Annotated in this window: 19 protein-coding genes; 7 read left to right on the top strand and 12 right to left on the bottom strand. The window is 39.2% G+C overall.

What is annotated here, in order from left to right; genetic code table 11:
- Positions 1-38: 38 nt before the first annotated feature.
- Entirely contained in the window at positions 39-950 is a 912-nt protein-coding gene (locus JWQ54_RS03590; protein ID WP_299580328.1) for a WD40 repeat domain-containing protein, read from the top strand.
- Here the strand turns inward: JWQ54_RS03590 and JWQ54_RS03585 are convergent.
- From JWQ54_RS03585 to JWQ54_RS03575, 3 genes are all read right to left on the bottom strand, one after another.
- Positions 947-1,708 (bottom strand): C40 family peptidase, encoded by a 762-nt coding sequence (locus tag JWQ54_RS03585; RefSeq protein WP_299580325.1) that lies wholly within the window; start codon positions 1,706-1,708, stop codon positions 947-949. The two genes, JWQ54_RS03590 and JWQ54_RS03585, sit on opposite strands and share 4 nt — an antisense overlap.
- Positions 1,709-2,140: 432 nt before the next feature.
- Positions 2,141-2,782: a response regulator transcription factor gene (locus JWQ54_RS03580; protein ID WP_299580322.1), complete on the bottom strand. Its 642-nt coding sequence runs from the start codon at positions 2,780-2,782 to the stop codon at positions 2,141-2,143.
- Positions 2,783-5,932, bottom strand: a complete 3,150-nt coding sequence (locus JWQ54_RS03575) for a two-component regulator propeller domain-containing protein (protein ID WP_299580319.1) — start codon at positions 5,930-5,932, stop codon at positions 2,783-2,785. It lies immediately after the preceding gene.
- Positions 5,933-6,371: 439 nt separating this feature from the next.
- Between JWQ54_RS03575 and JWQ54_RS03570 the strand changes: the two genes are divergently transcribed.
- Together JWQ54_RS03570 and JWQ54_RS03565 are read left to right on the top strand one after the other, a co-directional pair.
- Positions 6,372-6,860 (top strand): hypothetical protein, encoded by a 489-nt coding sequence (locus tag JWQ54_RS03570; protein WP_299580316.1) that lies wholly within the window; start codon positions 6,372-6,374, stop codon positions 6,858-6,860.
- A 285-nt stretch (positions 6,861-7,145) separates the two neighbouring features.
- Positions 7,146-8,600, top strand: a complete 1,455-nt coding sequence (locus JWQ54_RS03565) for a vanadium-dependent haloperoxidase (RefSeq protein WP_299580313.1) — start codon at positions 7,146-7,148, stop codon at positions 8,598-8,600.
- A 244-nt stretch (positions 8,601-8,844) separates the two neighbouring features.
- Here the strand turns inward: JWQ54_RS03565 and JWQ54_RS03560 are convergent, their stop codons facing one another.
- The gene (locus JWQ54_RS03560) at positions 8,845-9,666 is read right to left on the bottom strand and encodes an AraC family transcriptional regulator (protein WP_299580310.1); all 822 of its coding nucleotides are present in this window, start codon (positions 9,664-9,666) and stop codon (positions 8,845-8,847) included.
- 202 nt (positions 9,667-9,868) lie between these two features.
- Here JWQ54_RS03560 and JWQ54_RS03555 point away from each other — a divergent pair, with 202 nt between their 5' ends.
- Positions 9,869-10,750 carry a hypothetical protein gene (locus tag JWQ54_RS03555; RefSeq protein WP_299580308.1) on the top strand — a complete coding sequence of 294 codons (882 nt, stop codon included), beginning with the start codon at positions 9,869-9,871 and terminating at the stop codon, positions 10,748-10,750.
- A 289-nt stretch (positions 10,751-11,039) separates the two neighbouring features.
- Here the strand turns inward: JWQ54_RS03555 and ppsA are convergent, their stop codons facing one another.
- The 3 genes from ppsA to map all read right to left on the bottom strand — a co-directional run bounded on the left by ppsA (position 11,040) and on the right by map (position 16,571).
- Positions 11,040-13,688, bottom strand: coding sequence for a phosphoenolpyruvate synthase (gene ppsA / locus JWQ54_RS03550; RefSeq protein ID WP_299580305.1), 2,649 nt, complete (start codon positions 13,686-13,688; stop codon positions 11,040-11,042).
- 442 nt (positions 13,689-14,130) lie between these two features.
- Positions 14,131-15,048: an NADP-dependent oxidoreductase gene (locus JWQ54_RS03545; protein ID WP_299580302.1), complete on the bottom strand. Its 918-nt coding sequence runs from the start codon at positions 15,046-15,048 to the stop codon at positions 14,131-14,133.
- Between the two features lie 758 nt (positions 15,049-15,806).
- A complete protein-coding gene (map, locus tag JWQ54_RS03540; RefSeq protein ID WP_299580299.1) occupies positions 15,807-16,571 on the bottom strand; it encodes a type I methionyl aminopeptidase in 765 nt (254 codons plus the stop codon).
- 94 nt (positions 16,572-16,665) lie between these two features.
- Between map and JWQ54_RS03535 the strand changes: the two genes are divergently transcribed.
- Positions 16,666-17,502, top strand: coding sequence for a helix-turn-helix domain-containing protein (locus JWQ54_RS03535; RefSeq protein WP_299580296.1), 837 nt, complete (start codon positions 16,666-16,668; stop codon positions 17,500-17,502).
- Positions 17,503-17,845: 343 nt separating this feature from the next.
- Positions 17,846-18,622, top strand: coding sequence for a sce7726 family protein (locus JWQ54_RS03530; RefSeq protein ID WP_299580293.1), 777 nt, complete (start codon positions 17,846-17,848; stop codon positions 18,620-18,622).
- Here JWQ54_RS03530 and JWQ54_RS03525 read toward each other — a convergent pair.
- Genes JWQ54_RS03525 through JWQ54_RS03515 form a run of 3 tightly spaced genes read right to left on the bottom strand, consistent with a single transcriptional unit; the run spans position 18,619 to position 21,189 of the window.
- Positions 18,619-19,704 carry a hypothetical protein gene (locus tag JWQ54_RS03525; RefSeq protein WP_299580290.1) on the bottom strand — a complete coding sequence of 362 codons (1,086 nt, stop codon included), beginning with the start codon at positions 19,702-19,704 and terminating at the stop codon, positions 18,619-18,621. The two genes, JWQ54_RS03530 and JWQ54_RS03525, sit on opposite strands and share 4 nt — an antisense overlap.
- 33 nt (positions 19,705-19,737) lie before the next feature.
- The gene (locus JWQ54_RS03520; RefSeq protein WP_299580287.1) at positions 19,738-20,856 is read right to left on the bottom strand and encodes a HigA family addiction module antitoxin; all 1,119 of its coding nucleotides are present in this window, start codon (positions 20,854-20,856) and stop codon (positions 19,738-19,740) included.
- Positions 20,857-21,189: a type II toxin-antitoxin system RelE/ParE family toxin gene (locus tag JWQ54_RS03515; RefSeq protein WP_299580284.1), complete on the bottom strand. Its 333-nt coding sequence runs from the start codon at positions 21,187-21,189 to the stop codon at positions 20,857-20,859.
- A gap of 380 nt (positions 21,190-21,569) precedes the next feature.
- Here JWQ54_RS03515 and JWQ54_RS03510 point away from each other — a divergent pair, with 380 nt between their 5' ends.
- Positions 21,570-22,598 (top strand): bacteriophage abortive infection AbiH family protein, encoded by a 1,029-nt coding sequence (locus tag JWQ54_RS03510; RefSeq protein ID WP_299580281.1) that lies wholly within the window; start codon positions 21,570-21,572, stop codon positions 22,596-22,598.
- 52 nt (positions 22,599-22,650) lie between these two features.
- Here the strand turns inward: JWQ54_RS03510 and JWQ54_RS03505 are convergent, their stop codons facing one another.
- Positions 22,651-24,384: a hypothetical protein gene (locus JWQ54_RS03505; protein WP_299580279.1), complete on the bottom strand. Its 1,734-nt coding sequence runs from the start codon at positions 24,382-24,384 to the stop codon at positions 22,651-22,653.
- A 230-nt stretch (positions 24,385-24,614) separates the two neighbouring features.
- The gene (locus JWQ54_RS03500; protein ID WP_367187083.1) at positions 24,615-25,925 is read right to left on the bottom strand and encodes a UvrD-helicase domain-containing protein; all 1,311 of its coding nucleotides are present in this window, start codon (positions 25,923-25,925) and stop codon (positions 24,615-24,617) included.
- Positions 25,926-25,942 lie beyond the last annotated feature (17 nt).

Raw genomic sequence — 25,942 nt, 5'->3', positions numbered from 1 at the left:
CCCTGCGAACTGCATACTGAAAACTGCAAACTGAAAACATGATCTCTGTACAAAAAACGGCTGAACTAAATGGGCATGGAAACCCAATATTTACACTGGAGCTTTCGCAAAAACCGGGAATATTATTTAGTGGCGGGAATGATAAGGGACTGGTTGAATGGAGTTTAAAAAACAATTCGTTCATTAAAGTCCTGTTCCCTGTCAATTCTTCTATTTATGCTATACATTGTCCTGTTACCTATCCTTTTTTGTTTGCAGGACTGAGAAGTGGTGAAGTTTTAGTTTTTGACTTTTTAAAACAGCAATTACTTCTACCGCTTAAGGCTCATCAAAAGCCAATATTTGATATTAAGTCAGTTGTTCATAAGCAGGAACTATTGGTAGCTTCTGAAGATGGAACAGTTTCTATTTGGAGCCTCAAAACATTAGCTTTATTACATTCCATCAGGATTTCGAATGATACAATACGGTGTATCAGCATTTCACCTGATGAAAAACAGGTTGCCTTTGGCTGCCGTAATAATCAGATAAAAATATATGATCTTGAAGATTATTCGCTGACAAAAACACTAGAAGGACATACAATGTCTGTTTTCTCATTGCAATATTCGCCGTTAGGCAATTATTTAATATCCGGCGCCCGCGATGCGCAGGTAAAGATATGGGATTCAAAATCTTACGAACTGCTACATAATATTCCAGCTCATTTATTCGCGGTAAATAGTATAGTCTTCCACCCTATTTTTCCATATTTCGCCACGGCGAGTATGGATAAAAGCGTAAAAATATGGGGTGCATCTGATTTTAAATTGTATAAGGTAATCAGTCGCGAAAAAGGGTTTGAAAGTCACTCATTGTCTATAAACAAAATAGTATGGAATGGTGATCAGCTGATTTCGGTGAGTGATGATAAAAAAATAATTATTTGGGATATTAGTTTTGATAACTAAAGCATCCTTTTTACAGTTTTTAATTTATGGGTATAACGTTTAAAGTCCTCTGAATAAATACCCTTCTCATCAATGGTATCAATTTTAACTTTACCAGACGCATGAATAATTTTTTCGTTACTCAGCATAATTCCAACATGAACTATGTTTCCTTCAGCGTTATCAAAAAAAGCGAGGTCTCCCAATTTAGTTTCACGCAGTGAATTTACAGTGTAGCCTTGTTCAGCCTGCAGGCTGGCATCACGCAATAAGTTTATTCCTTGTAATTTATACACAGCCTGTGTAAAGCCCGAACAATCAATACCAAAATGTGTACGTCCCCCCCATAAATAAGGGGTATTTAAAAAAGAAGTGGCTGTTACCGCCAGATTATCGGGTTCGCCGATATCCCCTAAAATTTCAAATCGTTCATCGCCAATATGACAGGTAGTGCCTTCTAAAAATGCGAGTGAGCTGCCCATAGGAAGGTATAAAATACTATTATTCTCTATTTTCCAGCCCTGAGTAACCGGGCGATAAGTTAAAGGCGGGGGCGTTTGTTTAAAACGTTTATATGCCATGTGACCAAGCATAATAAATTGCAGACGTCCTATCCAACCGGTATAACTATCATGAGCAGTAATAATTTTTACCCAATTATCTTTCCATTCTAAAATTTCAAATGATTCTCCGAATAATACTTGCGATACTAGTTCACTTCTATCATTTGCTTCGGCCCGTAAGGGTATAATAGCAAGATTACAAATACCGTATTCCATATAAAAAAAGCTGTGTGCGAAACTTAGGTTTAAAGCCTCAATATACAAAAAATTAATTATATCTGCTAAACTACAGAGCGGAGTTAAAGATACCGATTAGAACGCTAAATGACGTTATAAAATTTTAGGTGTTCGATTATTTGTTGATAACAATACCAACAAAGGCACAAAGCAGGTTAAAATTTTTTTTGTCCCATTTACATTGTTAAATAATCAAGCTAATATAATTCAACTTATTATAGGTTTTATAATCTAACTATTAAAACAAACGAGACTGCCGCATAAATGAGCAGCCTCCTGACCATTCATGCAACTACCGCTTGAACGAATTTTATCGCAGGTTTATTTTTAGGAGAATGAGTTTTAGGTTTAAATTTCTTCTGTCCTTGTTGAGATGATTTTTTCATTTTTCAAACCCTGGAAAAGTATTTACTATCCGATTTTATCCCGCATTGCTTTTACCACCGCTTCTGATTTTGAATTAACGTGCAACTTTTCATAAATATTTCGAATATGAAAACGAACAGTATCAATACTTATATTTCTGGCAATGGCTATCATTTTATAACTCATCCCCTCTACTAAGCATTCTAAAATCTCATTTTCACGATTTGAGAGATTATTAAATTCCTTTAAAGTCGGAACAGATTGTTTACGAAATTTTTCCAGAACTTTCATTGCGATTATGGGTGTCATTGGTGCACCGCCTTCAAATACTTCCATTATTGCATGTAATAATGCGGCAGGGGGAGTATTTTTCAATAAATATCCTGATGCTCCATTGCATATAGACGCGAAAATTTTATCTTCATCATCTACTACTGTTTGCATAATGACCTTTATTTGAGGGAATTGATCATGAATAATTAGCATACCTTCAATACCTGTTTTGCCGGGCATTTTAATATCCAATAATACCACATCAGGATACGTCTTGCTTATATTAAAAATGAGATTATCACAATTTGCAAAGGCCCCTGTACAAATCAACCCGGGTGTGCCATTAATGAGTTGAAACAGGCTTTCGCGCAATAAGAAATTATCTTCAAATATTACCACACGTATATCCATCATTTACTCGTTTTTAAATCCTAGTTCAATAGTAGTGCCTTCTCCGGGGATCGATTCAATATTAAAAGTTGCTTTCATCGATTCAGCTCGATGTCGCATATTGGTTAACCCATTACCGGCTACTATTGTATTTAATTCAAAACCATTACCATCATCCCTTATAATCATCTTCAAATTTTTCTGTTGATTCCAAATAACAACAAAAGCATTTTTTGCGTGAGAATATTTTGCGCTATTATTTACAGCTTCCTTGAATATGAGATAGAAGTTTTCCCGTTTATCCATATTTAATTTTGATTGCATAAGATTTTTATCGAAATCGAAATGCAAATCAATATCCTTTGCTGTAAGAATCTCAGAAGCAAAAGCTTTCATCCTTTTGATGATATTTTCAAAATTGTCATTTTTAGGATTAATTGCCCATACCATATCATTCACCGAGTCGATCATATTAAGGGAACTGCTTCCTATTTTTTCCAGTAACAGATTCGCAATAGGTGATTGATCTTTTATTTGCTGATGTACTAAAACACTCATGATTGAAATACTGCTTAGAGTTGCCCCCAGATCATCGTGCAGATCACTTGCAATTTTATTTCTTATACTTTTGATGGCCAGTGATTTCTGTCTTTGGTTGTACCAGATAGCGTACAAAATCAATCCTATAATCAATATGCAAAGCATCTCGAACCACGATGTTCGCCAATAAGGTGGGGTAATAGTTAGTTTTAAAGAAGTACCTTCCTGATTCCATTTGCCATCATTGTTACTTGCTTTAACCCTGAAAGTATATGTGCCAGGATTGAGATTAGTATAATCAGCAAAATGCTTTGTCCCATCTGTGAATGTCCATTCCTTATCGAATCTTTCAAGTTTATAAGCATATTTATTTTTTTCGGGATGGAAATAATTAAGCGCAGCAAACATGAATGAGACCGCGTTTTGATTATAATCCAATTTTAGTTCCCTTGTGTCTTCTATTTGCGCCGACAGAATTTTTGAACCATCATTATATGTCACAGGGTGATTAAAAATATTCAGCGCTGTTATAAAAACCGGGGGGATAAAGGCATTATCATTTAGTTCGTCAGGGTTGAAATAAAAGAAGCCTTTATTAGTGCCAAAATACATCGTGCCATCAGGCCCTTTATAAGCTTTACATAAATACATTTGGTTAGAAGGGAGCCCGTCACTTACGTTGTAATTTCGGAATTTGATTTTACAATCAGGTGAAAAAGGATGATCAGGAGGCGTAAAACAACTAATTCCATTCATGGTTCCAATCCATAAATTTCCTCTATTGTCTGCCGCAATGCTGGTAACTCCATTATTGCAAAGGCCATCCTGCATGGTGAAAGATTTAAATTTTGCAGTTACCGGGTCAAATGCATTCAAACCACCACCATTGGTACATACCCAAACAACTCCATTTTTTGTTTCGTAACAATCAAAAACAATATCACTGCTTAATGAATTTGAATCTTTAGCGCTATGCCGGTAAATTTTAAATATTTTATTGTCCGGGTTAAAACTAATAAACCCCCCACCCCAGCTTCCTATATAAATGTTGCCGTTTGAACTTTGAACCAGGTTGCCAACAGGATATGTATTGGTCGCATGGCCGTCATCGATTTTGATAGCATGAAACTTACAGGAAACAGGTTCAAATGATTCAAGTCCGCCTTCCCAGGCAGCTATCCAATACCTGCCTTTTGTATCTTCAATTATTCCACTACATTTAAAAGAGCCGTCATTATCGCCGTGATGCCTGTACCAGCGACGCCTTTTGCTCACAGGATCGTAGGAATGCAAACTTCCGCAGGCACAGATCCAGATCACACCTTTCCTGTCCTGGTACAAACATAGAACACCATGTGTCAGATCGGCTTCTTTTTTGTTCCCGGCAATCGCAAACGGTAAGGTATTGCCTGTTTTCTGATTAAATAGCGTTATTCCCTTGAAGGTGCCAAGAAAGGACTGTCCGGATTGTGTTTTAAAAGTACACAAAGCCACATTTGATGCCAGGGAATTAGGGTTGCCGGCATCGCGATTTATAATGTGAATTTTTTTTTGAAAAGGATTAAAAGTATAAATCCCATCTTCTTGTGTAGCAATCCAGATATTGCCACTCTTATCTTCAAATATATGATTTACATTATAATCACTGAGGTTGTTGAAAGACGGAACCTGATAAAACTTCCCGTTGGAGGAATTGTAAAAATCTAATTTATGTGCACCATTAATGATCCATAAGTTTCCTGAGTGATCCTCGGCAACAAAGTAAGCCCCTTTGCTGCTTAACGAGTAAGGATTAGCTGCATCATGAACAAAATGAACTACTTTTTTGGTGTGGATATTGTAACCATATAACCCGTATTGTACAGAACCAATCCACAAGTTTCCATTTCTTCCAATATTTATGTGGCAGAAAACGGGTTTAAGATTTAAATTAACGGGAATTGTTAACGCTCCCCCTGTAATATGCTCAATTACCTTCCCTTTATACGGATCAAAATAATCAATCTCGTAATTATTATTATTTTTCATTAATAACCAAAGCTTTCCGACGTCGTCCTTTTCTATCTGGTCAAAACTGTTAAGTTTGATTGTTGCTTTGTCACCTTTAATGTGAGTATATAAATGTTTTTTTTGGGTTTTTGGGTTATAAGAATTTAATCCGGTTGTAGTGGGCATCCAAAGAGTGCCCGCCGAATCAGAAGCAATTCCCTGATATTGCGAATTTGCAATTGAATTGTTGGGATCTGGTTTATCCTCATAAAGCTTAAACTTTTCTGTTGCCGGTAGAAAAGAGTAAAGCTGCCGGAAACTTGTGCCGCTTAACCACATCATAGCATTTTTATCATCAAAAATTCCATAAAACGAACCGGCTGCAATGGAATTGGAATCTTTTGCATTATAACCATAAAACCTGAAATTGTAACCGTCGTAACGATTCAACCCGTTAGAAGTAATGAACCACATAAATCCTTTGCTGTCCTGCAAAATTGAAATGATGGAATTGCTGGCTAGTCCCTGCTCTGCTGTCAAATGTTCCATTCTTAGTTCTTTAAGAATGTTATTAGCCTGTGCCTTTGCTTCCTGAAGATGAAATGCAAAAAGCCAAACTAAAAGCCAATAATAACAACGGCGCATTGATTTTAATTGATAAAGCAAGTTAAGAAATTTTCACATAATTAACTATAGATATACTTACATAAACAGGTAGTTAAAAGGCGTAATAATGGAATAATCGTACTTTACCCTGCATATTTATGCAGTTGACTCCCGCTTATACTTAATTGGCCTCTATAGGAAAAATTTAAACTCAAATAAATTTAAAGTTAAAGAAAAATCAAAAACAAGTTTACTTTTCTTCGCTACTTGCTAGGCTGAACATTGCCTAACTAAAAACCTTTTGATAATTAACACTTTGAGTATCGGCACGTATATGCAGGTAGCAGGCTATATATAGTGTATTCCCATCCCGTAATCTGCACATTTATGCTGTTGATTTGCTATTATCCATATTCGAACTTTACGTAATAAATAATAGAACATGAAGCTTTTTTCTTTAACAATTAAATTAAAAATCATGAAAAAGTTAATCATTGCCATCCTTCTATGTGGATTGATATTCACAGCAGGAACAAAAAGTGCATCTGCTCAAATTCAACTGAAAGAGGTTGCTATTTCTGGCACATCGAGTAAAACGGTAATAACAAAAAAGGTTTCAGATTCATTCGAAGAATTATTTAAAGGCGCTGTTGCACCTGAATGGATTGAGGCTAATAAAAATTTTATTGTCAATTTTATTCTGGATAACCAAAAAAACAAAGCGGAGTTTACAAGGGGTGGCCGGTTATTGTATCTTATTGTTTATGGAAAAGAAAAGGAGATGCCTGCCGATTTGAGAACTATTGTGAAAAGTACATATTTCGATTATGGAATTAACTCAACTATCAAAATAAATTTTGAAGGACGAACTTTCTGGATTGTTAATCTTGAAGATGCTAATCACTTCGTAGTGTTAAGAGTTGAGGATGGGGATATGGATGTTATAAAGAAAATTAAAAAAATATGAGGGTATCATTTTAAATACTTCTGTACACATCTTCTAAAAGGATCAAAAAAATAGAATATTCTCTAGTTAAAACAAAACTCTAAGGCGGCAACGAACTTAAGCAAATGTTCTCCTTTCGTTTAGGAAAATGCAATGAACATTAATACTTAGGCATAGGCACATATCTATGTAGGTAGCCGACTATTATAGCTCATTCCTATCCCATATCCTGCACATTTATGCAGTTGATTTGTCATTATACATATTTGACCTTTATGTAAATAAATAAACCTAAAAACACTCAAAATGAAAACATTAACGATGCCAAATGATTCCCGGCAAGTTTTGACTGAAGGAAAAAACTTTACTGTAAAACATCATTTATGTTTTATAGTTAACCGGAGAGGGATTTTTTTTACGCTGTTTTATTTTGCCCTGCTGACAAGTTTTATGTCCTGTAAAAAAGAAGGTCTTAATACTTCTCCAACTTCATCCTCATCTTCATTTCCATCCTCATTTTCATCTTCTTCATCTGATCTAAAAAATGCACAAACGTATCCTTCTGAAATAATAAGAAAATGGATAGTAATGCAATTACGTTTAATGCGTGATGCTACCGGAATACCAAATGTTGCTTTTTCCAGGTATTATGCTTATTCTGGCATAGCAGCCCTTGAAGCATTGACACCCGGCCTTCCCGAAAGTGAAGCTTTAAGTGGAAAATGGAATGGATTAACAGGATTGCCCGTAACGGATAAATCTAAATCTTATTATTGGCCTGCCAGTGTTAATACCGCTTTGGCCACTATGAACAGGGACATATTTACCACAGCCAACACTGCTGATAAAGCTTCCATTGATTCTTTGGAGACCGCTTTGAACAACTCATTCCGGTCCATTAGTAATGCTGAAGTTATAACCCGGTCAAATTCATTTGGAAAATCTATTGCAGACGTCGTTTTTAATTGGTCAGAAACAGATGGATATAAAAATGCAAACAATGCTTATACTCCGCCAATTGGCTTTGGGTTATGGGTGTCAACACCGCCTGCATTTGCAAAAGCCATCACACCCTATTGGGGCAACAACAGGACAGCTGTTGCAGGCAGTATTATTAATACACAACCGGGTGCGCCTATTCCTTATTCAGAAGAACCATCCTCACCCTTTTTCCATATGGTAAAACAACTTTATGATGCTTCACAAAATCTTACACCGGAACAAATAAGCATGGCACTATTCTGGAGAGATATTCCAGGCGTTACCTCGCCCGGCCATTGGCTAAGTATTTTAAAACAAGTATTACAACAGACCCATGCCTCGATTGCAAAAGCAGCCCTTGCATATGCTGTAACTGGTGTTTGTTTAAATGATGCATCCATTAGTTGCTGGCAAACTAAATATCATTATAACCAGGTACGTCCCATAACCTATATACGTAATGTAATGGGCTTTACAACCTGGAATTCAACACTTAGTACTCCGGCACATCCTGAATATTCTTCAGCTCATGCTGTTATATCGTCAGCAACAGCTGATGCGCTTACTGCAATCTTTGGTAACATTGGCAACTTTACAGATCATACCTATGATTATATGGGTTTTGCTCCAAGAACATTTATTTCGTTCAAAGCGATTGGAGAAGATGCAGGAAATTCCAGATTTTATGCAGGTATACATTATCAGCCTTCTATTGATACAGCGTTAATACAAGGAAGAAAAGTAACCACCAATATTTTAGAAATATTGAAATTGCATTAGCGTACCCGCCAGACATGCGTATTTCGCATGTTAAACTATATAATAAAAGCCCGATAAGACAGTACATTTATCGGGCTTTTAATTTTACTATCATGCATACATTATTCGTCGGTATGCAAGATTAATTAATAACCAGGGTTTTGTTTTATATTTCCGTGGATTATATCGATCTGGTTTTGTGGCACAGGATACAATTCATTTTTACCTGCAACAAAGAGCTATACTTTATTCTAACATCTTAACATCAATAATTCGTCGTCAAAATAGGGTGAATTGATGATAATTGGGTTGGGGAATTTCCTGAAAAGTACTTGAACTCCTTAATAAAATGAGCCTGATCAAAATAATTATATTTAAAAACCAGTTCCTGCCAGTTGGTAACCTGCTCACTTTTGATCAATCCAAGCAATGAATTGAACCGGGAGATGCGGCTGAATAATTTAGGCGATAGTCCAACCTGCTCCTGAAACCGGTATTCCAACGCCCTTTTTGAAAACCCCGCATATTGTGCTAACCGTCCAATAGGTAAGTTACCAAAATTGGCTTCGATCAATGTACATACATGACGAATACGACTAACATCAATACTGCTATGCTTAACAAGTTTAGCTTCCAGCCATTCATTCACAAACTGGATGATCAGATCACTATCATCAGCGGCATCTTCTATCCGGTTTAACAAAGGGGTGACCTGATTCGTCAACATATCCGATAAAGCAGTCCCATGTTCGTCAAACGAACAATTTTGCGGAATGCCCAATAGCCGGTATGCGCCGTAAGGCTTAAATACAATATGCAGTACTTTACTGGGGGAGTCAATAACCTGATAAAACCGGGCTTGTTTAAACTGAGGAATGAAGTTGAACCTGGTAAATTTAATTATACGGCCCGAACATATCTCCTTAAATAAAAACGGACGATCTAAGCTGAAGCACAACATTGCCGAACCTGCCGGATATATACAAGTGTCATTATCCACCAAGACATCCCTGTGATAATCATTAAGGATGTATCCTGAAACAAATTCACGAAGGGCTATGTGCGGGTAAAATCTTTGAGCAGCCATAAAAATTGCCGTTAATCACCTTATGCGGAAAAGTACCAAAATTTGCGCTTTTTTACAATCCTAAAAAAAATAAGGAGTATAGATTTGCGTGGCAAGTGAAAACCCATTGAGATCTGCACGTATTTACATTGTATATCGGCTATTCGCCGGGTTGGTTCTCTTTGCTTAGTTTGATATATAATCTTCTAATAAATTGAAAAATATGAAAAAAGTCATGCTGATGATCTGTTTTATGATTGGTGTTGCCGGCTGCAAAAAAAGTGGTAATACACCGGCACCAACGCCAGTAAAAAAAACTTATAGTGATTTTTTGAAAAATACTGAATGGACAGGTACTGATGATGGTCGTCGCGCTCAATATCCACAGCCTAGCTCCATGAAATTTAATGCGGATAACAGCATTACCATATATTCCCTTTTTATGTTAACCACCGATGGAATATATTTCACAGCAGCGGATAGTATCAAAGGTACGATCAGTAAGATCGACAGCGTTGCAGATGGAAGTACGCACATCAGCGTAAATTTTCCTGACATCGGAGGAGATCAAATAATATCAATTGCCAACCGAAAAGACCTGGTTATGGCACCTAACGACCCTAATAACATATCGCCTGGTTCGCACACGTATAAGTTAGCCTTATTTCCGTCAACAGGGGTTTCCGTGAAGGGAACGACTTGGAGCGGCCCCTATGTTAATGCGGGACCAGTTAATGGCTATTGGTATCCCGACCTGAGCAGTATTATTTTTGCAACTAACGGGGTGACATCTTATACCAAAAACGGACTTTTCATACAACAACAAACGGGTACCAATATCGGGGTGCTTGAGATTGTTTATTTGCAACAAGGCGCCAGGGTATTCATGTATGGTTATAATGACGATTACAGCTGGGATCTGGATCATCAGTCCCTCACCGACTACAGGCAAGGCAGGATCACCCCTTATTTTGGCGTATTGCTGCCATCGGGTGATAAAATGCTTGTAGATGCGCGGTCAAGGAATGCCCGGCTACCTAATTATGTGGCGACCATAGATTGGTACGGTCCTAAAGGTGTAACTCCTGTAATCTCAAAACAATGAGCCTGGGAGCTACGCTGATCAATTTACCGCATCGTCAGATTTAAGCTATTTCTTATTCCTGCGCCCGGATTGCCCCTAAAAGTCATTGAAATTTGCTTTATCGCATTTCAATGACTATCAAGGGCCTGAGATTATAGGTGGCTCGGCAGAAGAACTGAGTTTAGAGGAGATCCGCCAAATTTTTAAGGTCAATGTACTCGTTGTCTTGTTTGCTAACACGGTCTTCCCTCCCACGTCCACTTCTTTTTGCTTCACTAACAAAAAACAGCGGACAGGATAGAAGACCGTGTTATAGTATTTCTACATATCCGTCCGTTCCATTCACCCGGATTCTCTGTCCGTCTTTAATCAGCCTGGTAACATTCTCCACTCCTACAACTGCCGGTAAGCCATATTCACGTGCGATAACTGCTCCATGGGTCATCAATCCACCAACTTCGGTGACCAGGCCTTTTATGGATACAAACAATGGTGTCCAGCCAGGGTCAGTAAATGAGGTGACTAATATATCTCCATCTTCTATATCAGCATCTTCCATGTTTAAGATGACACGTGCCCGTCCCTCTATAACTCCGGAAGAAACAGCCAGACCTACAATAACTCCGGCTGGGAGGTTTTCTCGTTTATACTCACCTGTAATGATTTCACCGTCAGACGTGATAACACGTGGCGGAGTTAGTTTTTCATATAATTTGTGCTCGTCTTTTCGTTTGCTGATGATCTGGTGATCCAATTTATTTGTGCGTACCACTTCGCGAAATTCTTCAAAAGTGAGATAGTATACGTCGTCCCTTTCATGAATAACGCTGGCTTGCAGCAGTTGTTCGGCCTCTTTCAGTAAAGCCTGCTTATGAACAAAGGAGCGATTAACTATGCTGTATTTTGGATATTCACGATAACCGGCGAAATTCCGCAGCAGGCTGATCATTTGTTTTGTTTCATTGGCCTTTTGTTCCCCTTCCGGTAATTGCTTCAATCTATCCAATAACTCCTGTTCTTTTTTCAAAGCTTCCTGTCGTCCCTGCTCAAATTTCCGATTGCTGGCATTCGGCTCAAAGTTTTTGATGTTACTGAGGATCAAGGGCACAAGTGTAGCCGGTTTTTCGCTCCAACGCGTTTTAGTAATATCGATTTCTCCGGCACATCGCATTCCATATTTGCTGAGATAAGCATAGATAGCGTCCCGGGTTTCCTGCCCGCCATCAAACTTAACCAGATCATCCAAAAAGTTATCATCTTTTACATGTTGTAAATACTCAATTACTTTTGGATAAGGACGGATCACATCTGCGACATCTAATAACTCGCGGCCCATTTCCGAAGTAATATTGTTGGGTGCAGATTGAGAAAGTGTATCTGCTGCGTTTTTTTCACCTAACCACTTCATCATGTTTTCATTGAGCCACGTTGAAGCATCTATAGCAGCCATAATAACACCCTTCTTTCGCGAATCAAATAAGTCTTTCTTTAATTGCTGAATATCTTCCAGGATAAAATCAAACAGATCCGTTCCTGACTTCGTTTGGATGTTTTGTTTTAACTCCTCTATCGATATTTGACTACGCTTGATCAGATCAGCAACTATTGCCGGATCGTTCTTGATTTGTGCCATAATTTCCGCGAACGATTTACCTGAACTGCTTTTGATGAGACTCACTTCTTCTTTATCATTTGGTACCGGTTTTATAAAATCCACGAGGTCTGTGATGGTTATAAGAGCGTCTTTTATAAGCGGATCGTGTTCTCCCATCACATCTATTATCATTTTTCTGCTGGCAGGTGACGCCAGGTTAGCTGCTACATCAACAAACAATCTTCCGCCAGCTTTAAACATCGGTCGGGCAGCTGTTAGCCGCCATAAAGACAATCCCAATGGCTTCATGGGGTCGGTCATCATTTGTTGATGACCGACAGAAACGTAAACGCGATTTTCCTGGTCATTCGCTTCAGGAATTGGGTATAAAGTAGTGATCGGCCGGCTTTGGACAATATAAAATGTGTCGCTGGCCAAACACCATTCGATGTCCTGGGGGCTGCCGAAATGTTCTTCAATTTTTCTGCCTATGCGCTCAAGCTGTAAGATCTGCTCATCCGTCAGCGCTTGCTTATTCTGCTGCGCAGGCTCAATAGCTTGTTCTTTTGTACCGCCATCTTTTAAGGCATAAATAGCCAGTTTCTTGGCGGATATTTTCTTATCGGTAACCTTACCACCACGTACTTTATAGCTATCAGCGTTCACCAGGCCCGATACCATGGCCTCACCAAGTCCGAAGCTGGCATCAATAGATAACACTTTCCTGTTACCGGTAACGGGATCGGCGGTAAACAAAATCCCTGCCGCCTGCGGGAACACCATTTGCTGAACAACCACAGCCAGGTGCACTTTACGATGATCGAAGCCGTTTTGAATGCGGTAAATCACCGCACGATCCGTAAATAGCGATGCCCAGCACTTGCTGATATGCTTTAGGATGGCCTCCTTCCCGATAATGTTCAAATATGTATCCTGCTGGCCTGCAAAGGAGGTCGTCGGCAGGTCTTCCGCCGTAGCGCTCGACCGTACAGCAAAGGCATCTTTTTCACCAAACTTTGTAAGATAAATCTCAATCTCTTCTGCCAGATCCTTTGCAATGGGTACGCTTTCAATGGACATACGAATCTTTGCGCTGATCCGGCTGATATTTTCCCGCTCTTCTGCCTTAAAGCGCGTTAATTCATCCAGCAAGCTGCTAAGCTCCGCGTTGTTTCCGGTTATTTTTTTATACGCTTCAGTAGTTACACAAAAACCCTCCGGCACCCGGATCCCGTTGATCCCTGACAGTTCGCCCAGGTTAGCGCCCTTGCCGCCTGCAACCATTAATTTTGACCTGTCGATTTCCTGAAAACCAAGTACATATGTGTTTATGTTTTTTCCTGCTTTTTTGTTTTCCGGGATCATGTTGGCGGCTTTTTTAGAGATGTGCAAAGCCAAAAATATGAGGTATAACGGATCAAAACACGGTTTTTCAACTATATTTTTTTATGCGCAATATGATGGAGGGGTGGACGTTATCCTTACAACAAGAGTGGTTGAGTAGGGGTAGTTTTAAATGCTCCCGGGCACGTGGACGCTCCAGGTCTTTTGCGTTCAAGCGGACGCACGTTTATGTTTGAACGGGTAGGTGGATATTCCGGAGCCATTGACCACCTCATTCCGGAATTGCAAACAGGTATTTCCGAAACACTTTGACCATACTAATCTATTGCCTGTTAATTGCGGTTTCCATAATTACCAACACAACCCGGTGCTCTAAAGCGCACGGAATAGCATGATCAAGCCTACCGGAATATCCATATACCCATCCACGGGGAGGCCAAGACCGTTCGACCTCCCCGAGTACTTACGGGCGAACCCGGATAATCGTCTTGCCCTTGACCCGAACGGTCGAGTTGTATGCCGCAACCGCGTCGTCGAGCGTAACGATATTGCCGATGTTCGTCCTCAGACGTCCCTCCCGGAACCTCTGGACGATCTCACCCAACTGGGCACGATCTGATTCAACGACAAAGTCAATAATCAGACCATCAGCGGGCCGCGCCTCGATCGCGCCGGTGACGGTCACCAGCGTTCCTCCTGCACGAATCAGGCCCGCAGACCGCTTCGCGATGTCGCCGCCGAGGACATCGAAAACCAGATCGACCTCGCCGACATCTTCTAAGGCGTCGTTATCCAGGTCAATGAACTCTTGTGCGCCGAAGTCGAGCGCCGCCTGACGAGCAGCACCGCGCCCGGTGCCGATGACGTACGCGCCGGCCTCACGTGCGAGCTGGACCGCCATCGAACCGACTATGCCAGCCGCACCATGCACGAGGACGCGCTGCCCCGCCCGAAGGTGGCCGTGGTCAAACAGTCCTTGCCACGCGGTCAAGCCTGGCATCACGAGAGCAGAGCCCTCCGTGAAGTCAACGTCGCCCGGCAGCGGCGCAAGGTTGCGCGCCTCAATGGCTACATACTCCGCCAGGGTGCCGTTGCGATACCAATCTGTAAGGCCGAATACCCGCTGTCCCACCGACAGCCCAGTTGTGCCATAGCCGAGTGCGGTGACCACTCCGGCCAGTTCGTGGCCTGGGATCGACGGCGTCCGGTCACGGTCGGCGCGATCGGTCCAGGTCGACGGCCACGACAGCTCGTCCCCGGTGATACTCGACGCGTAAACCTGAACGATAACGTCGTTTATGGCCGCCTGCGGCTCGGGCAACTCCACCAGTTTCATCCCGGCTGTTCCTGCAGCCTGGTCTGTTACAACGATCGCCTTCATAACACACCTCCTTTTTTGTTGATCAGCAAACACCCGCTTAATGAAGTGATGTTACCGTACACTACTGTTTTCATTTTTTTAATTTTTAGAGTTAATACTTATCATTGAACTATCTAAAAACATCCGCTTTGACATAACAGGACGCAGTCAATCTTGTTTTCAGCATGTCAAACGTCCAAGCACCTTCGGAAATGGTCGATTCGACCGGATAGAGGTCAGATCGAGCCTGCCTGCGTAGCGGCGGGAAAGTCCTTCTTAGGATCGAACACGTTAGCCCGATCGCGTTCAACGAATGGGCTACACTGCTCGGCTTCCGCCTGCTTTCATTTGCATTATTGGCGATCAGTTCAAATAGCTTTTGGAAGTATACGATTTAAAGCGTCCTAAAACGTCTCCCAACGAGCCATCCGTCACGTTTGCCACAATGTGTACTTAGCCGATCAATCAGCAACCGGGACTTTCCTTGTAGTTACCGGGTGGCACTACCAACCCGGCGGATAGATACTTTTGGTGACAGATGGATCAGGTTACTATCAGGAAAGAGGGAAACCTATTTAATTAATTCATAAAGTTGACGTTAATCCGATGTTCCCCGAACATAGAACATTGGCATGGAGCATCTCTTAGGCCAGACACCTCCCGGACTAATTGTTGATTGGCCATTATTGTGGTATGCGCTTAAACCAGGTATCCCATATTGGGCGCTTTCTTTCTGTTTGCCGAATGGGTATTGTTAATTAATCTTTGGCATTTATCATTTAATCCCAAATTCCATTGGCTTCGGTCAGGATAATCGGCAAGCCATCTGTTACAACAATGGTATGCTCGTGTTGTACTGAAAACCCGCCTTTGTCCCCCACAAGCGTAAATCCGTCACTTAACTCCACAGCCCAGGTTGAGGCTGTGCTGATGAATGTTTCAATTGCCACAACACTGTTTTTTCTGAACCGTCTTTCATCAATCCTGTCTTTGTAATTCAAAATAGTGTCCGGTTGTTCATGGAGTCCCCTTCCAATGCCATGTCCACCTAAGTTTTTTATCACTTTGTAACCAGCATTCTTGACTTCTTTTTCAATCAGTCCGCCAACTTCATTGATTTTTACACCGCCTTTAATGCTATTGATTGCCTTTTTAAGGACATCCCGCGAGGTATCTACCAGGTGCTTTTTTTCATGGCGATCTTGTCCAACTATAAAAGAACCGCCGTTATCTGACCAATAACCGTCCAGTTCGGCAGAAACATCAATGTTTATAACATCGCCATCCTGTATGATCCGATCATTTGAGGGAATTCCGTGACACACCTCATTATTTAAGCTAATGCAAGTAAATCCCGGAAAATTGTACGTAAGCTGCGGAGCAGACCGCGCACCGAAAGTACTCAATACCTGGCCTCCATAATTATCTAATTGTTTTGTACTCATTCCCGGCCGGGTATATGCCCGCATTTCCTTTAAGGTCACAGCTACAGCTTCGCTAATGGCCCGCATTCCCTGAAGTTCTTTTTCGTTATTTATCGTCATGTTTATTTTGCTTCAAAAATATCGCCATTGAGCTATCCCTGACAGTATAAATTAGACATCTGTTGGCTAATCAACAAATTGGTATCTTCGCATTATGCCTATCAATTTTTTTAGACATATCTGCACTCCTAATGATGCGCTTATTACCAGGATAAGCCCACCGGAAAGCTTAAGAGATTTCGTTGAAGGGTTTTATTTATTTAAAACTCAGGATTTGTATGGAAGACAACTCTTTTTTAATGATGGTTATCCCGTAATTACCTTGATGCAGCACAGTGCAAGTAAGATGCTGATCAATTTAAAAGGTGATATCATAAATATTGGCAATGCATGGGTTTGCGGCGGTCTTCTAAAAAACATCTATTGTGAATCCTCCATCAGTACTGAAGAGTTTTTTGTTATTCGCTTTAACCCCATTACTTTTTTTAAGTTGTTCAATATTAGTGAAAATGTCTTTAAGCATAAGCCGGTTTTTGATCTAGTGGAAATTGTCACTGATGATTTTAGCGTTTTCAATAATGACTTTTACAGCAATGCCTCTATTGAGCATAAAGTTGAAGTAGCAACTAACTTTTTATCCCAAAGGATATGCGCAACTGCATTTCCAAATCTATTAGGAGACCTAATTAATCATATTGAGCAGGGACGGAGCCTCACCGTCAAGGAGCTGGCAAAAGCATTTGGTGTACGCTTAAACTACAAGTGGTTGGAAAGAAACTTCAAAAAGCACATCGGTGTATCCCCGAAAGACTATTTATTGCTTAGACGCTTTTTGAATGCTTATCGCAGTTTGGATTCATTATCTTCCAAAGCGCTGTTGCAAACAGCTTTAGAACATGGCTATTATGATGATAACCATCTGATCAAAGACTTTCGGAGTTTTTCAGGCCAGTCCCCCAAAGCTTTCTTTCAAAACATCAATCGTACTTGATATACTGTTAGAATTCGTGGTTGCTTTGTATTATATAAACGTAAAACGACATAAAATAAAAAGCCTCACAATTTGTGAGGCTTTGTTGCGGAATGGACGGGACTCGAACCTATCCCTTATATCGTTAAAAATCAATGTTTTTACTTTCTAAAAACCTGGTGCTCACCAGATGCTCACCTATTTTTTGCAACTAATTGAATGCAAATGAGTTACATCAAAGGTATGAAAAAATATATTTTGATGCAATTTTATTGTTTGAATTGATGATAGAGTTATCAAATTTTGTATACAATTCGTAAAAGTCGATTTAAAGTTTTAATTTGAAAGCCCTTTGTCAAACGATATGAAAAAAGCGAAAGCTTCTGATAATAACCATACTGTCATAAAGCATATTGCAAAAAGATACCACGCCTTGAGTTATCTTCCGCAATTGCAGGAACTAGTTTCGCTTATTCATCCGCTAGAAGATTATATGTCTTTACCGAAATTCGAACTTCACCAGCGTATTAATAACCATTTGCTCGATCAGTATCACGGGGAGCAAGCCATCAAATATGCCTTATTCAAGGCATTTAAACTAAAGCCTGTTATTGCAGCCTTTGAAATAAACGTAAATAATAGTAGACTTGACTTTCTAACTATTAATGGCGTCACAACCGGATATGAAATTAAATCAAGCCTAGATACACTTCAAAAGCTCTCCAAACAATCCACAGACTATTTGAAAGCGTTTGAATATAACAATATCGTAATCGATGAACGTCATTTAAAAAATGCCCGTCAAATCGTTCCAGAGCATTATGGTATAATCACAATTCATCGGGGAAAAAAAAAGATAATCGAACCGGGCGCGTATAATGAAAAAATAGACGCTGAGTTTCAACTAACACTCCTTACAAAGAAAGAATTGATATTCTCTTTTGGAAAATGGCAATTGGTCGATATTTTACGGGAGAACAGTCCGGAAAGTATCAATATAAAATTTAAAGAAGCACTTAAAACTCGTTATCAATATCGCTGGAATTTTGTTAAGTGCCGAGCTGAGCAAATCCTACCACTTGATATTCAGTTTTTCTTTAATGCCAATATCGAGCCGAAACATATTTACTTTCAAAGCTAGATTTGTCCGGTTTCAATTTTAATTCGTAAGCAGTGAAGGTAGTGCTCCATAGCGATACGCTTATATGTCGAGGGACTTTTGCCCTTCCTATCGCCATTTAATATTTCGATTATCATCTGCCAGCCAAAGTTATCCCGATGGAGATACCCCACCCCGGAGTTTTGCATTCTAGTAGCACTTGCTGAATTATAGACATCTGGAATAATGATGGTCTCAAAATCTTCGAAAAGCCTAGCATCAGAACCTCTGAAGCCATAGGAGTTATTTTCAACAGGGTCGTAAAAAATAAAACCAGGACTTCTACCTCTAGCTGTATTGATCCCATCTTTTTTTATTCCTACATAATCGCCAAAACACTGACATCTTATACGTTTATAGTTGTTCATTAACGTGTTGTTTATTTCCGGTACGACTTGCTTGTGCTTTAATCCGGAATTTGTAATTGAACTCCAAACGGCATTCCTTACTAAAATAACCGGGCAAGTGTCGAAATCGGCTAAAAGCTCCATGATGGGTTGGATGACATATTCATCATTCGGATTTGCTTCATAATCATCAATATCCACTATTAAAAAATCTTGGGGCTGGGCAACCAACTTTATTTGTTGGATATCGCTTTTTATTGTTAGCTCAAAGGTCCTAAATGCCAATGAATTAAATGAGTCTCTTAAATCAATTTCTTGCTTTACAATAGTATTTGAAAGATTGTTACGATTATGATAGGTCGATATTACTGGAATAATTTTATCCGCACGGTCTTTAAATTTGAGCATATATTGGGTCCGGGTATCCATATTAGCTACAACTTTTGTAAAAAACGAGAGCACATCTTCCTGCATACCCTGCTTTTCTTTAATTTGAGCTGGCAGGTCAAGGAATACCTTTTTACTGCGAACACTATTGATAATTGGCATATAGGTATCCTCAAACGGCTTTTCAACTGCAGCGTCTTTCACATCGAGATATTCCCGGATTACTTCCAAACAAGGATACATTTCGTCGCCGAAATTAAAGCTTGTGAGCACATTAATTTCTTGGGTCCTCAACCTAAATACCGGCATGTACATAAATTCCCCAGCCATATTTTTACGTGTTAATAATCAGTTCATTCTGATTTATTTGACATTCATAACATTATCCAGATTTACTAGCATTTTAAATTTAGTTCCAAATGTCCTTGGCACAAGTTGGAGTTTTTGTAGCCGACCTACAACTATCCCAGGATGTGTATTATATTGTTTGGCCAACCGACGAATATCCAATTCAGTGATAGATTCCGGTAAATCCTCAGTTGCAGATTTAGGCAAAAGCATATTGCCAGAATATTCATTTGCTTCATTTTCCTTTACCTGGTCATTTTCTACACCCTGAAATTCCTCTATGAAAACATCCTTTTTTCCATGAAGCAAAATATGTGCTGCCTCATGAAAAAAAGTAAACCAAAAGTGGTCATTCGTTTTATAACGATCTGTCATTTGAATTAATGGTTGCCCACCGATCCACCTTGCTGCGCCGCTTATTGGAGCTTTTGGGAGACTCATCGAATAAACTAATGCAACTCCCACTTCAAAACAAATTTCTCTTAATTTGATAGCAAAATCTTCTGGATGATCTTTAGCAATACCCTTAATTACTTCAAGGGACTTTTTGAAATTGTCTTTGCTAAATTCAGGTATTTTTATCTTTTGCAGTTCGAGTTCGCCAATCCTCAACCAAGCCGCCATACTTCCAAGAGCTGTAGCGTGCGCACCGCTTTTTCTGAAGTTAGTTGCAGCATAATCTGCGATATAAATAGATTCCCACTGATTGGGTGATACTACGCCGTAAAATTGTAAGCATTCATTAACCATTTCCGGTCCGGCTTTTTCTGCCTTTATATATCCAAGACTTTTCAATTCTTTCAAAGGCTGCTGTTGCAGCCATTCTTTACATTGTTCGAGGAATTCTTCTTGCTCAATTCTCGCTAGTCTCTCTCGATATAATGCTTCACGGTTTAGCCAGAATTGAGCGTCAATTCCTAATACCATTTCCAATTGCAAAGCAGTATTGACTGTAATTGGCTCTTTACCAGAAATTATATCGTTTATTTTGGATGGTTTCTTACCCATACGTTCAGAGAGTTCCGCCTGGCTCATTTTTAAATACTCGATTGTTTCCAAAATGGTATCCCCCGGCTTCGACAATAATTCTCTTTCGTCATTTATCATGTTCATCTTTTTTAATTTTAGGGCCATTTAATGGTAGTCTGTTGTTCTTAGAATTTTGATATCTGTAATTTTAATGATTTCAATTTCGCCGTTTTCCATTCTCGGCAAAGGGTCTTGATCCGGCTCAAAAATGATCCGATAATTCCCTGAAATATCGACCGCCCATTCTCCTTGTAGGTTACCCTTTAATGGATGACAATTAGCGGCTGGAATCTTTCTCAGTACAGCCAGATTCGGCGAAGTCAGCATTTCATCAAGACGTTGCTGTATTTTTTTAGCAAAAACACCAAAAGCACGCTTAATCTCTGATGCCGAGCTCATTTGCTTCTTTAATTTATTACTACCGAAACTTACTTTCATCAAATTATAGTTACTGAAAAAGGGTAATCTTTTTCAAAAGTACGTAATATTTTTCATAAAAAAAATTTATTACCGAAAAAGGGTAATGAATTATTATGGGTACATGAAAATTATAAATAACAATCCAAGGTATATGCCATTTAGAAATCTAATCTTAATATGAACGATGAGTTTTGCTTAATATTAGCGCACCAGTTTTAGATCATTTAAAGAATCTTGTTGAATCAACAAATAATTGAATCATGCTAATAAGGTTCGAGCCCAAACAACGGCTACTAACCTGCTCATCTTATAAATTCATAGGTTATCTCCGTGATAATAAATAATTATTTTTGATAGGAGTTTGTAATAGAGCAATTCTGTAATATTTAAATCAAAGGATGGAGGAAACCCTCTACATAATAGGCAATGGATTTGATTTGCATCATGGCATAGCTTCAAAGTATTCCGATTTTAAAATATATTTAGCAAAGCATGATCGGGACCTCCTATATGCTTTAGAGAATCTATATGATTGTGAAAATATATGGGGAGACTTTGAAAAAAATCTATTAACGATTTCCCGGGAAACCTTTATCAAATATATAAGCCCTTTTTTTCCTGCGAATGAAGTAGACGATGATGATTTTACCTATGCAGAATTATTCTTTTCTCAAGACCACGCAGGAGACTTAGTTGACGAACTTACGGAAAACTTACGGAAACGCTTTCATCAGTGGATCAGAACATTGAATATGCCTACGGGATATGAACGTAGGATAATTGAAGTTGATAAAAATGCACTATTCCTATCCTTTAATTATACTGATTTTATAGAAACAATATATAGGGTGTCCCCTCATCAAATTTGTTATTTACATGGCAAGAAGTCGGATAAAGTTGGAAGTATTGTTTTAGGACATGGAGAAAGTCCGGAAAATAGCTTAGAAAACTGGCTTAAGGAGAACGATAAGAAGCCAAGGTTCCAATCTCGATTAAAGAATAAAAGAAATAGATATTACAATAATTCAAATCCTACTTATCTCGCCTATTTTCTTGAGGATGAGCGTAACGGTAACTGGGGTTCAGAAGCGAAGTATCACGCTATCAACTTCGCAGTAGAAAGAATAGAGGATTATTACGAACAATCATTTAAGAATTTTTATAAAGTGCTGCAAACGCATAAAATCGTTATTTCATCTTTGAATAAAATAAAAAGGATTATTGTGATAGGGCATTCGCTGGCTAAAGTTGACATGCCTTATTTTGAAAAAATTTTAGAAGTGAACGACGATTCAAAGAATATTGAATGGGAAGTCAGTTTCCATTCTGATGCTAGCTTGAATAGAATAAATGAGTTTGCCCAAGAATTAAATATTAATCCAAGTCATATTGAAAAATTCAGATTAGCTGAGCGTCTGCTGTCTTAAACTAAGTAAAGAATTTTTACCTGAAAGATTCCTACCTAGGCTGTATACTGATTTAAAAAATATCATCCAATTTTTCAGTGCTCCAATCGGGCAAAACATCGTGGCTAATTTCTCCAGCAGGTTTAACGGCTTTCTTTTTTTCTGGCTTATAAGTGTAAAACTTTTTAATGATCTTAACCTCATTTTTAAATTCCTTTTCGGTCAATAATTGTATCAGGTCGTGGTGGTCATACGCCGTTATACCGTTTTTGGATTTCAGCTTTCCCTTGTTCAAATCATCTATAAACAGTTGGCCATCCTGATCAAATTGAGCTGAGGTGATATACATCGCCTTTAAAACCCTGCCGTTCGCCAATTCCATAGGATAATGCGTCGCTCCAAATGGCAAAGTTCTCCGGAAGAACCAGCTTAATGAGTTTCTTTTATCGCGGTCACCCAAAGGAATTAGGACGTTCGACATATAGCCTTTTAATTCTACAAAAATCAACTCATTAGGATGCGCCGAATGTATGATAAAATCATATTCATATTTCTCGGTGTCTTGTTTCCCCTCCGCATCTTTAGGTCCTTTAGTTATCAGAGTTCTCCCTCGTTCCATAGTAGAGTCACCAAATATATTTTTTAGTAGCGGATACATCAGTACTTCAAACAATGAGCCCTTTAAATCTCGTAAAAGATCATCTTGCCCGGTTTTTCTGATCGTTTTCAAGACGTTTTTGACTGCAACGTCTGCGTTATCAGTAATCTGTAAAAGACTATTTAATTCGCTCAATTCTTGCAGCACCTCATAAATCTTCTGTCCAAAAATCGCACCTATATCAAAAGCGATTATTCCCAGTTTACTTATTGTGTTCAACACCAATTCATCACATTCTCTGTAAAAGATAATTGGCATCATCTTTCTGTGACCAACCGACACAGAATTGAGATTGATCTGTATCCTGTCTAAAAACCCGTCAAGATCTTCCTGGCTGTATTTTCGTGAAAGAACAATATCCAAAGCGACCATCGTCTGTTTTTCAACCTCTTCTGATTTCGCCCCAAAAGTAGGATTTATCCCGGTGGCCTTGGTATAACTAAATGCATCCCAAGTCAGTTTATTATGAACAGCGCCGGTCTGTGGATTTTTCTTGTTTCTGTAGATGATTTTCGTATTGTCAATCAAGTTCGAGCGGTATAACCAGCGCAGGATATCCGGCATCAATGCTGCATCCATCAGCATTTTATTAAAATGATTTTTTATTAACGGGCCTTCGTCGGCACTTGAAACAACACCAATTCCCAAATTGAAAGGAGATTCTTTAAAAAGTATGTATTTAATATCCCTGGCATCAGTATAGGTTCTTACCATGCTCATGCTGCTGAGTACTTTGATCATATCATCCAGCGTTGCCACTTTCGTAGAGGTTGCGATACCTGGCGACGCAGTAATTTTCATTCCTTCATAATGAGATATAATACCGCCGTTATCGAGCATTGATCTTAACAGGCGGTACATTGGCGGACGGCTTTTTTGGCTAACCGCCATTATCATAAACACAGTTAGATAGTTTTCTCGGTATAGATAGATGTATTGATTTTTCCCAAACGTGTAGGGGTAAGACGAAGCAATTACTTTCGCCTTGGCTGCGCGGCTCACCGCCTGCCTGGCGTTCGTTTCAGAGATATTGAATTCTTCCATGAGCAGCCCCTTTAGATCGGACCCGCTGGCAAATAATATTTGCTTAAGGTGATCATTTAAGAACAACTCATATTTTTCCTGTTGGTTGGTTGGTTGATTTGTCACACTGCCCTTATTAATTTAATTCTTTAACTTAACTAAAGCTATGTTTTTTTAATTCAGTTTTAAAAATCATCAAAACATACTGATAATCAAATATTTAAAATATACAAATAATGCGGTTTTGCTTAAAATTAAAATTCAGGCTGTCACAACTAAAAATAAAGCAGGTCAAAATAAAGGGAATACCGAGGGTTAACACCCTAACTAAATAATGATACGTTCCGGCTTAAACATCATACCTGCACAATATTCCACTTTGCAGTTTCCGGTTTGCCGGAATAAAGTTGGTCGTAACGTAATTTATGAATAGCAAAACAAAGTAAATGAGTTGGCCTGGAAAAGCCTACGTAGGTCATTTTCAAGGATTGCTTAATATAATCATGCGCTGTTGCCGGAAGAGCAATGCCTTGAAGCTGGTCAGCTATTCTGGATGATTCGTATTGCCCCTTGCTATCAACCGCTATCTGGTAAAAACTTTCCATGTATAAGGTGCAGGTATGCGTTTGTCCCTTTACCGCATGTACTGTCGAAATATCAATTGTTACACCATCAAGTATATATTGATTAGCTGGTTTAATTATCGGAGCCGAGGCGGTAGTAGTTCCGGACGTATGTTTGCCATCTATAAAGGGCTTCGACCCGGATATGTTAACTCCAAATCGTTTTAATGTTGCTTTAATTAACCTCACATATAAAGTAAGCGCCTCTGCAATCTTATTTTCTGCGACTTTCTTAGCAGTAAGATATAAGTATAGTTTGAATTTTTGCTCTATTGAAAAATGGGTTGTCTTTAAATGTTCGATAAATGTCTTTTTTGTGAACGCACGGCCATTGTCGGGATTTTGGATATTTTCAAGGCGAAATACTTTCAAAAGACCATTTAAAATACTTTTCCGTATCGAGGCCAGTTTTGCAGGGCCGGTTTCGTAATAGTGTAAATAACTTTCCAGGCAAGAATAATTGATCTGTAATTTGAGTTGCTCCTTCGAAAAATCCGGGTAATAATGATTGAGTTTGAAGATACCGCTCCGGTCACCGGCCCGGCTTGTTGTCCAGGCCACCGCCTTAAAGATATTTTCGCTTTTCGGATTAATTTTACCGGCAGCTATCAAGTCATTTATAATTTTGGCATATTTCGGAATTACCTTGTTGACCGACGCGGTGTTATAAACTAACATTACGGGTCTGATATCAATGGATGTTCCATCTGAATTTGATTTGCTGCCGGTTATTTTAATAGCGTTTAATGCCAAAGGTTCGACAATGGCGGCGATCAACGGATTGAGACGATGGCTGCCATTTAGTTCTTTAACATTTCTTTCTTTCCAAACGTCAGCCATATCGGACTCATCATTATGGATAGCCTGATTTTTATCTCCTATTCTTTGGTAACCACCAGTGGGCGCTCCTGCAAAAAGTTTTTCCAGCAGATCATACTGGTGCTTTGCCATGTCTTGCATTTCATCCACAAATACGTACTTAAAACGTTTTTGCAAAATGTTGATCATACGGGGATGATTTGTAATATATTCCTCCGCAAGGATATAGGCATCGTCGAAAC

The sequence above is a fragment of the Mucilaginibacter sp. genome (assembly GCF_028288225.1).
Taxonomy (GTDB): domain Bacteria; phylum Bacteroidota; class Bacteroidia; order Sphingobacteriales; family Sphingobacteriaceae; genus Mucilaginibacter.
The sequence above is the reverse complement of the archived record's forward strand: the minus strand, read 5'-3'. Positions and strand labels throughout refer to the sequence as shown.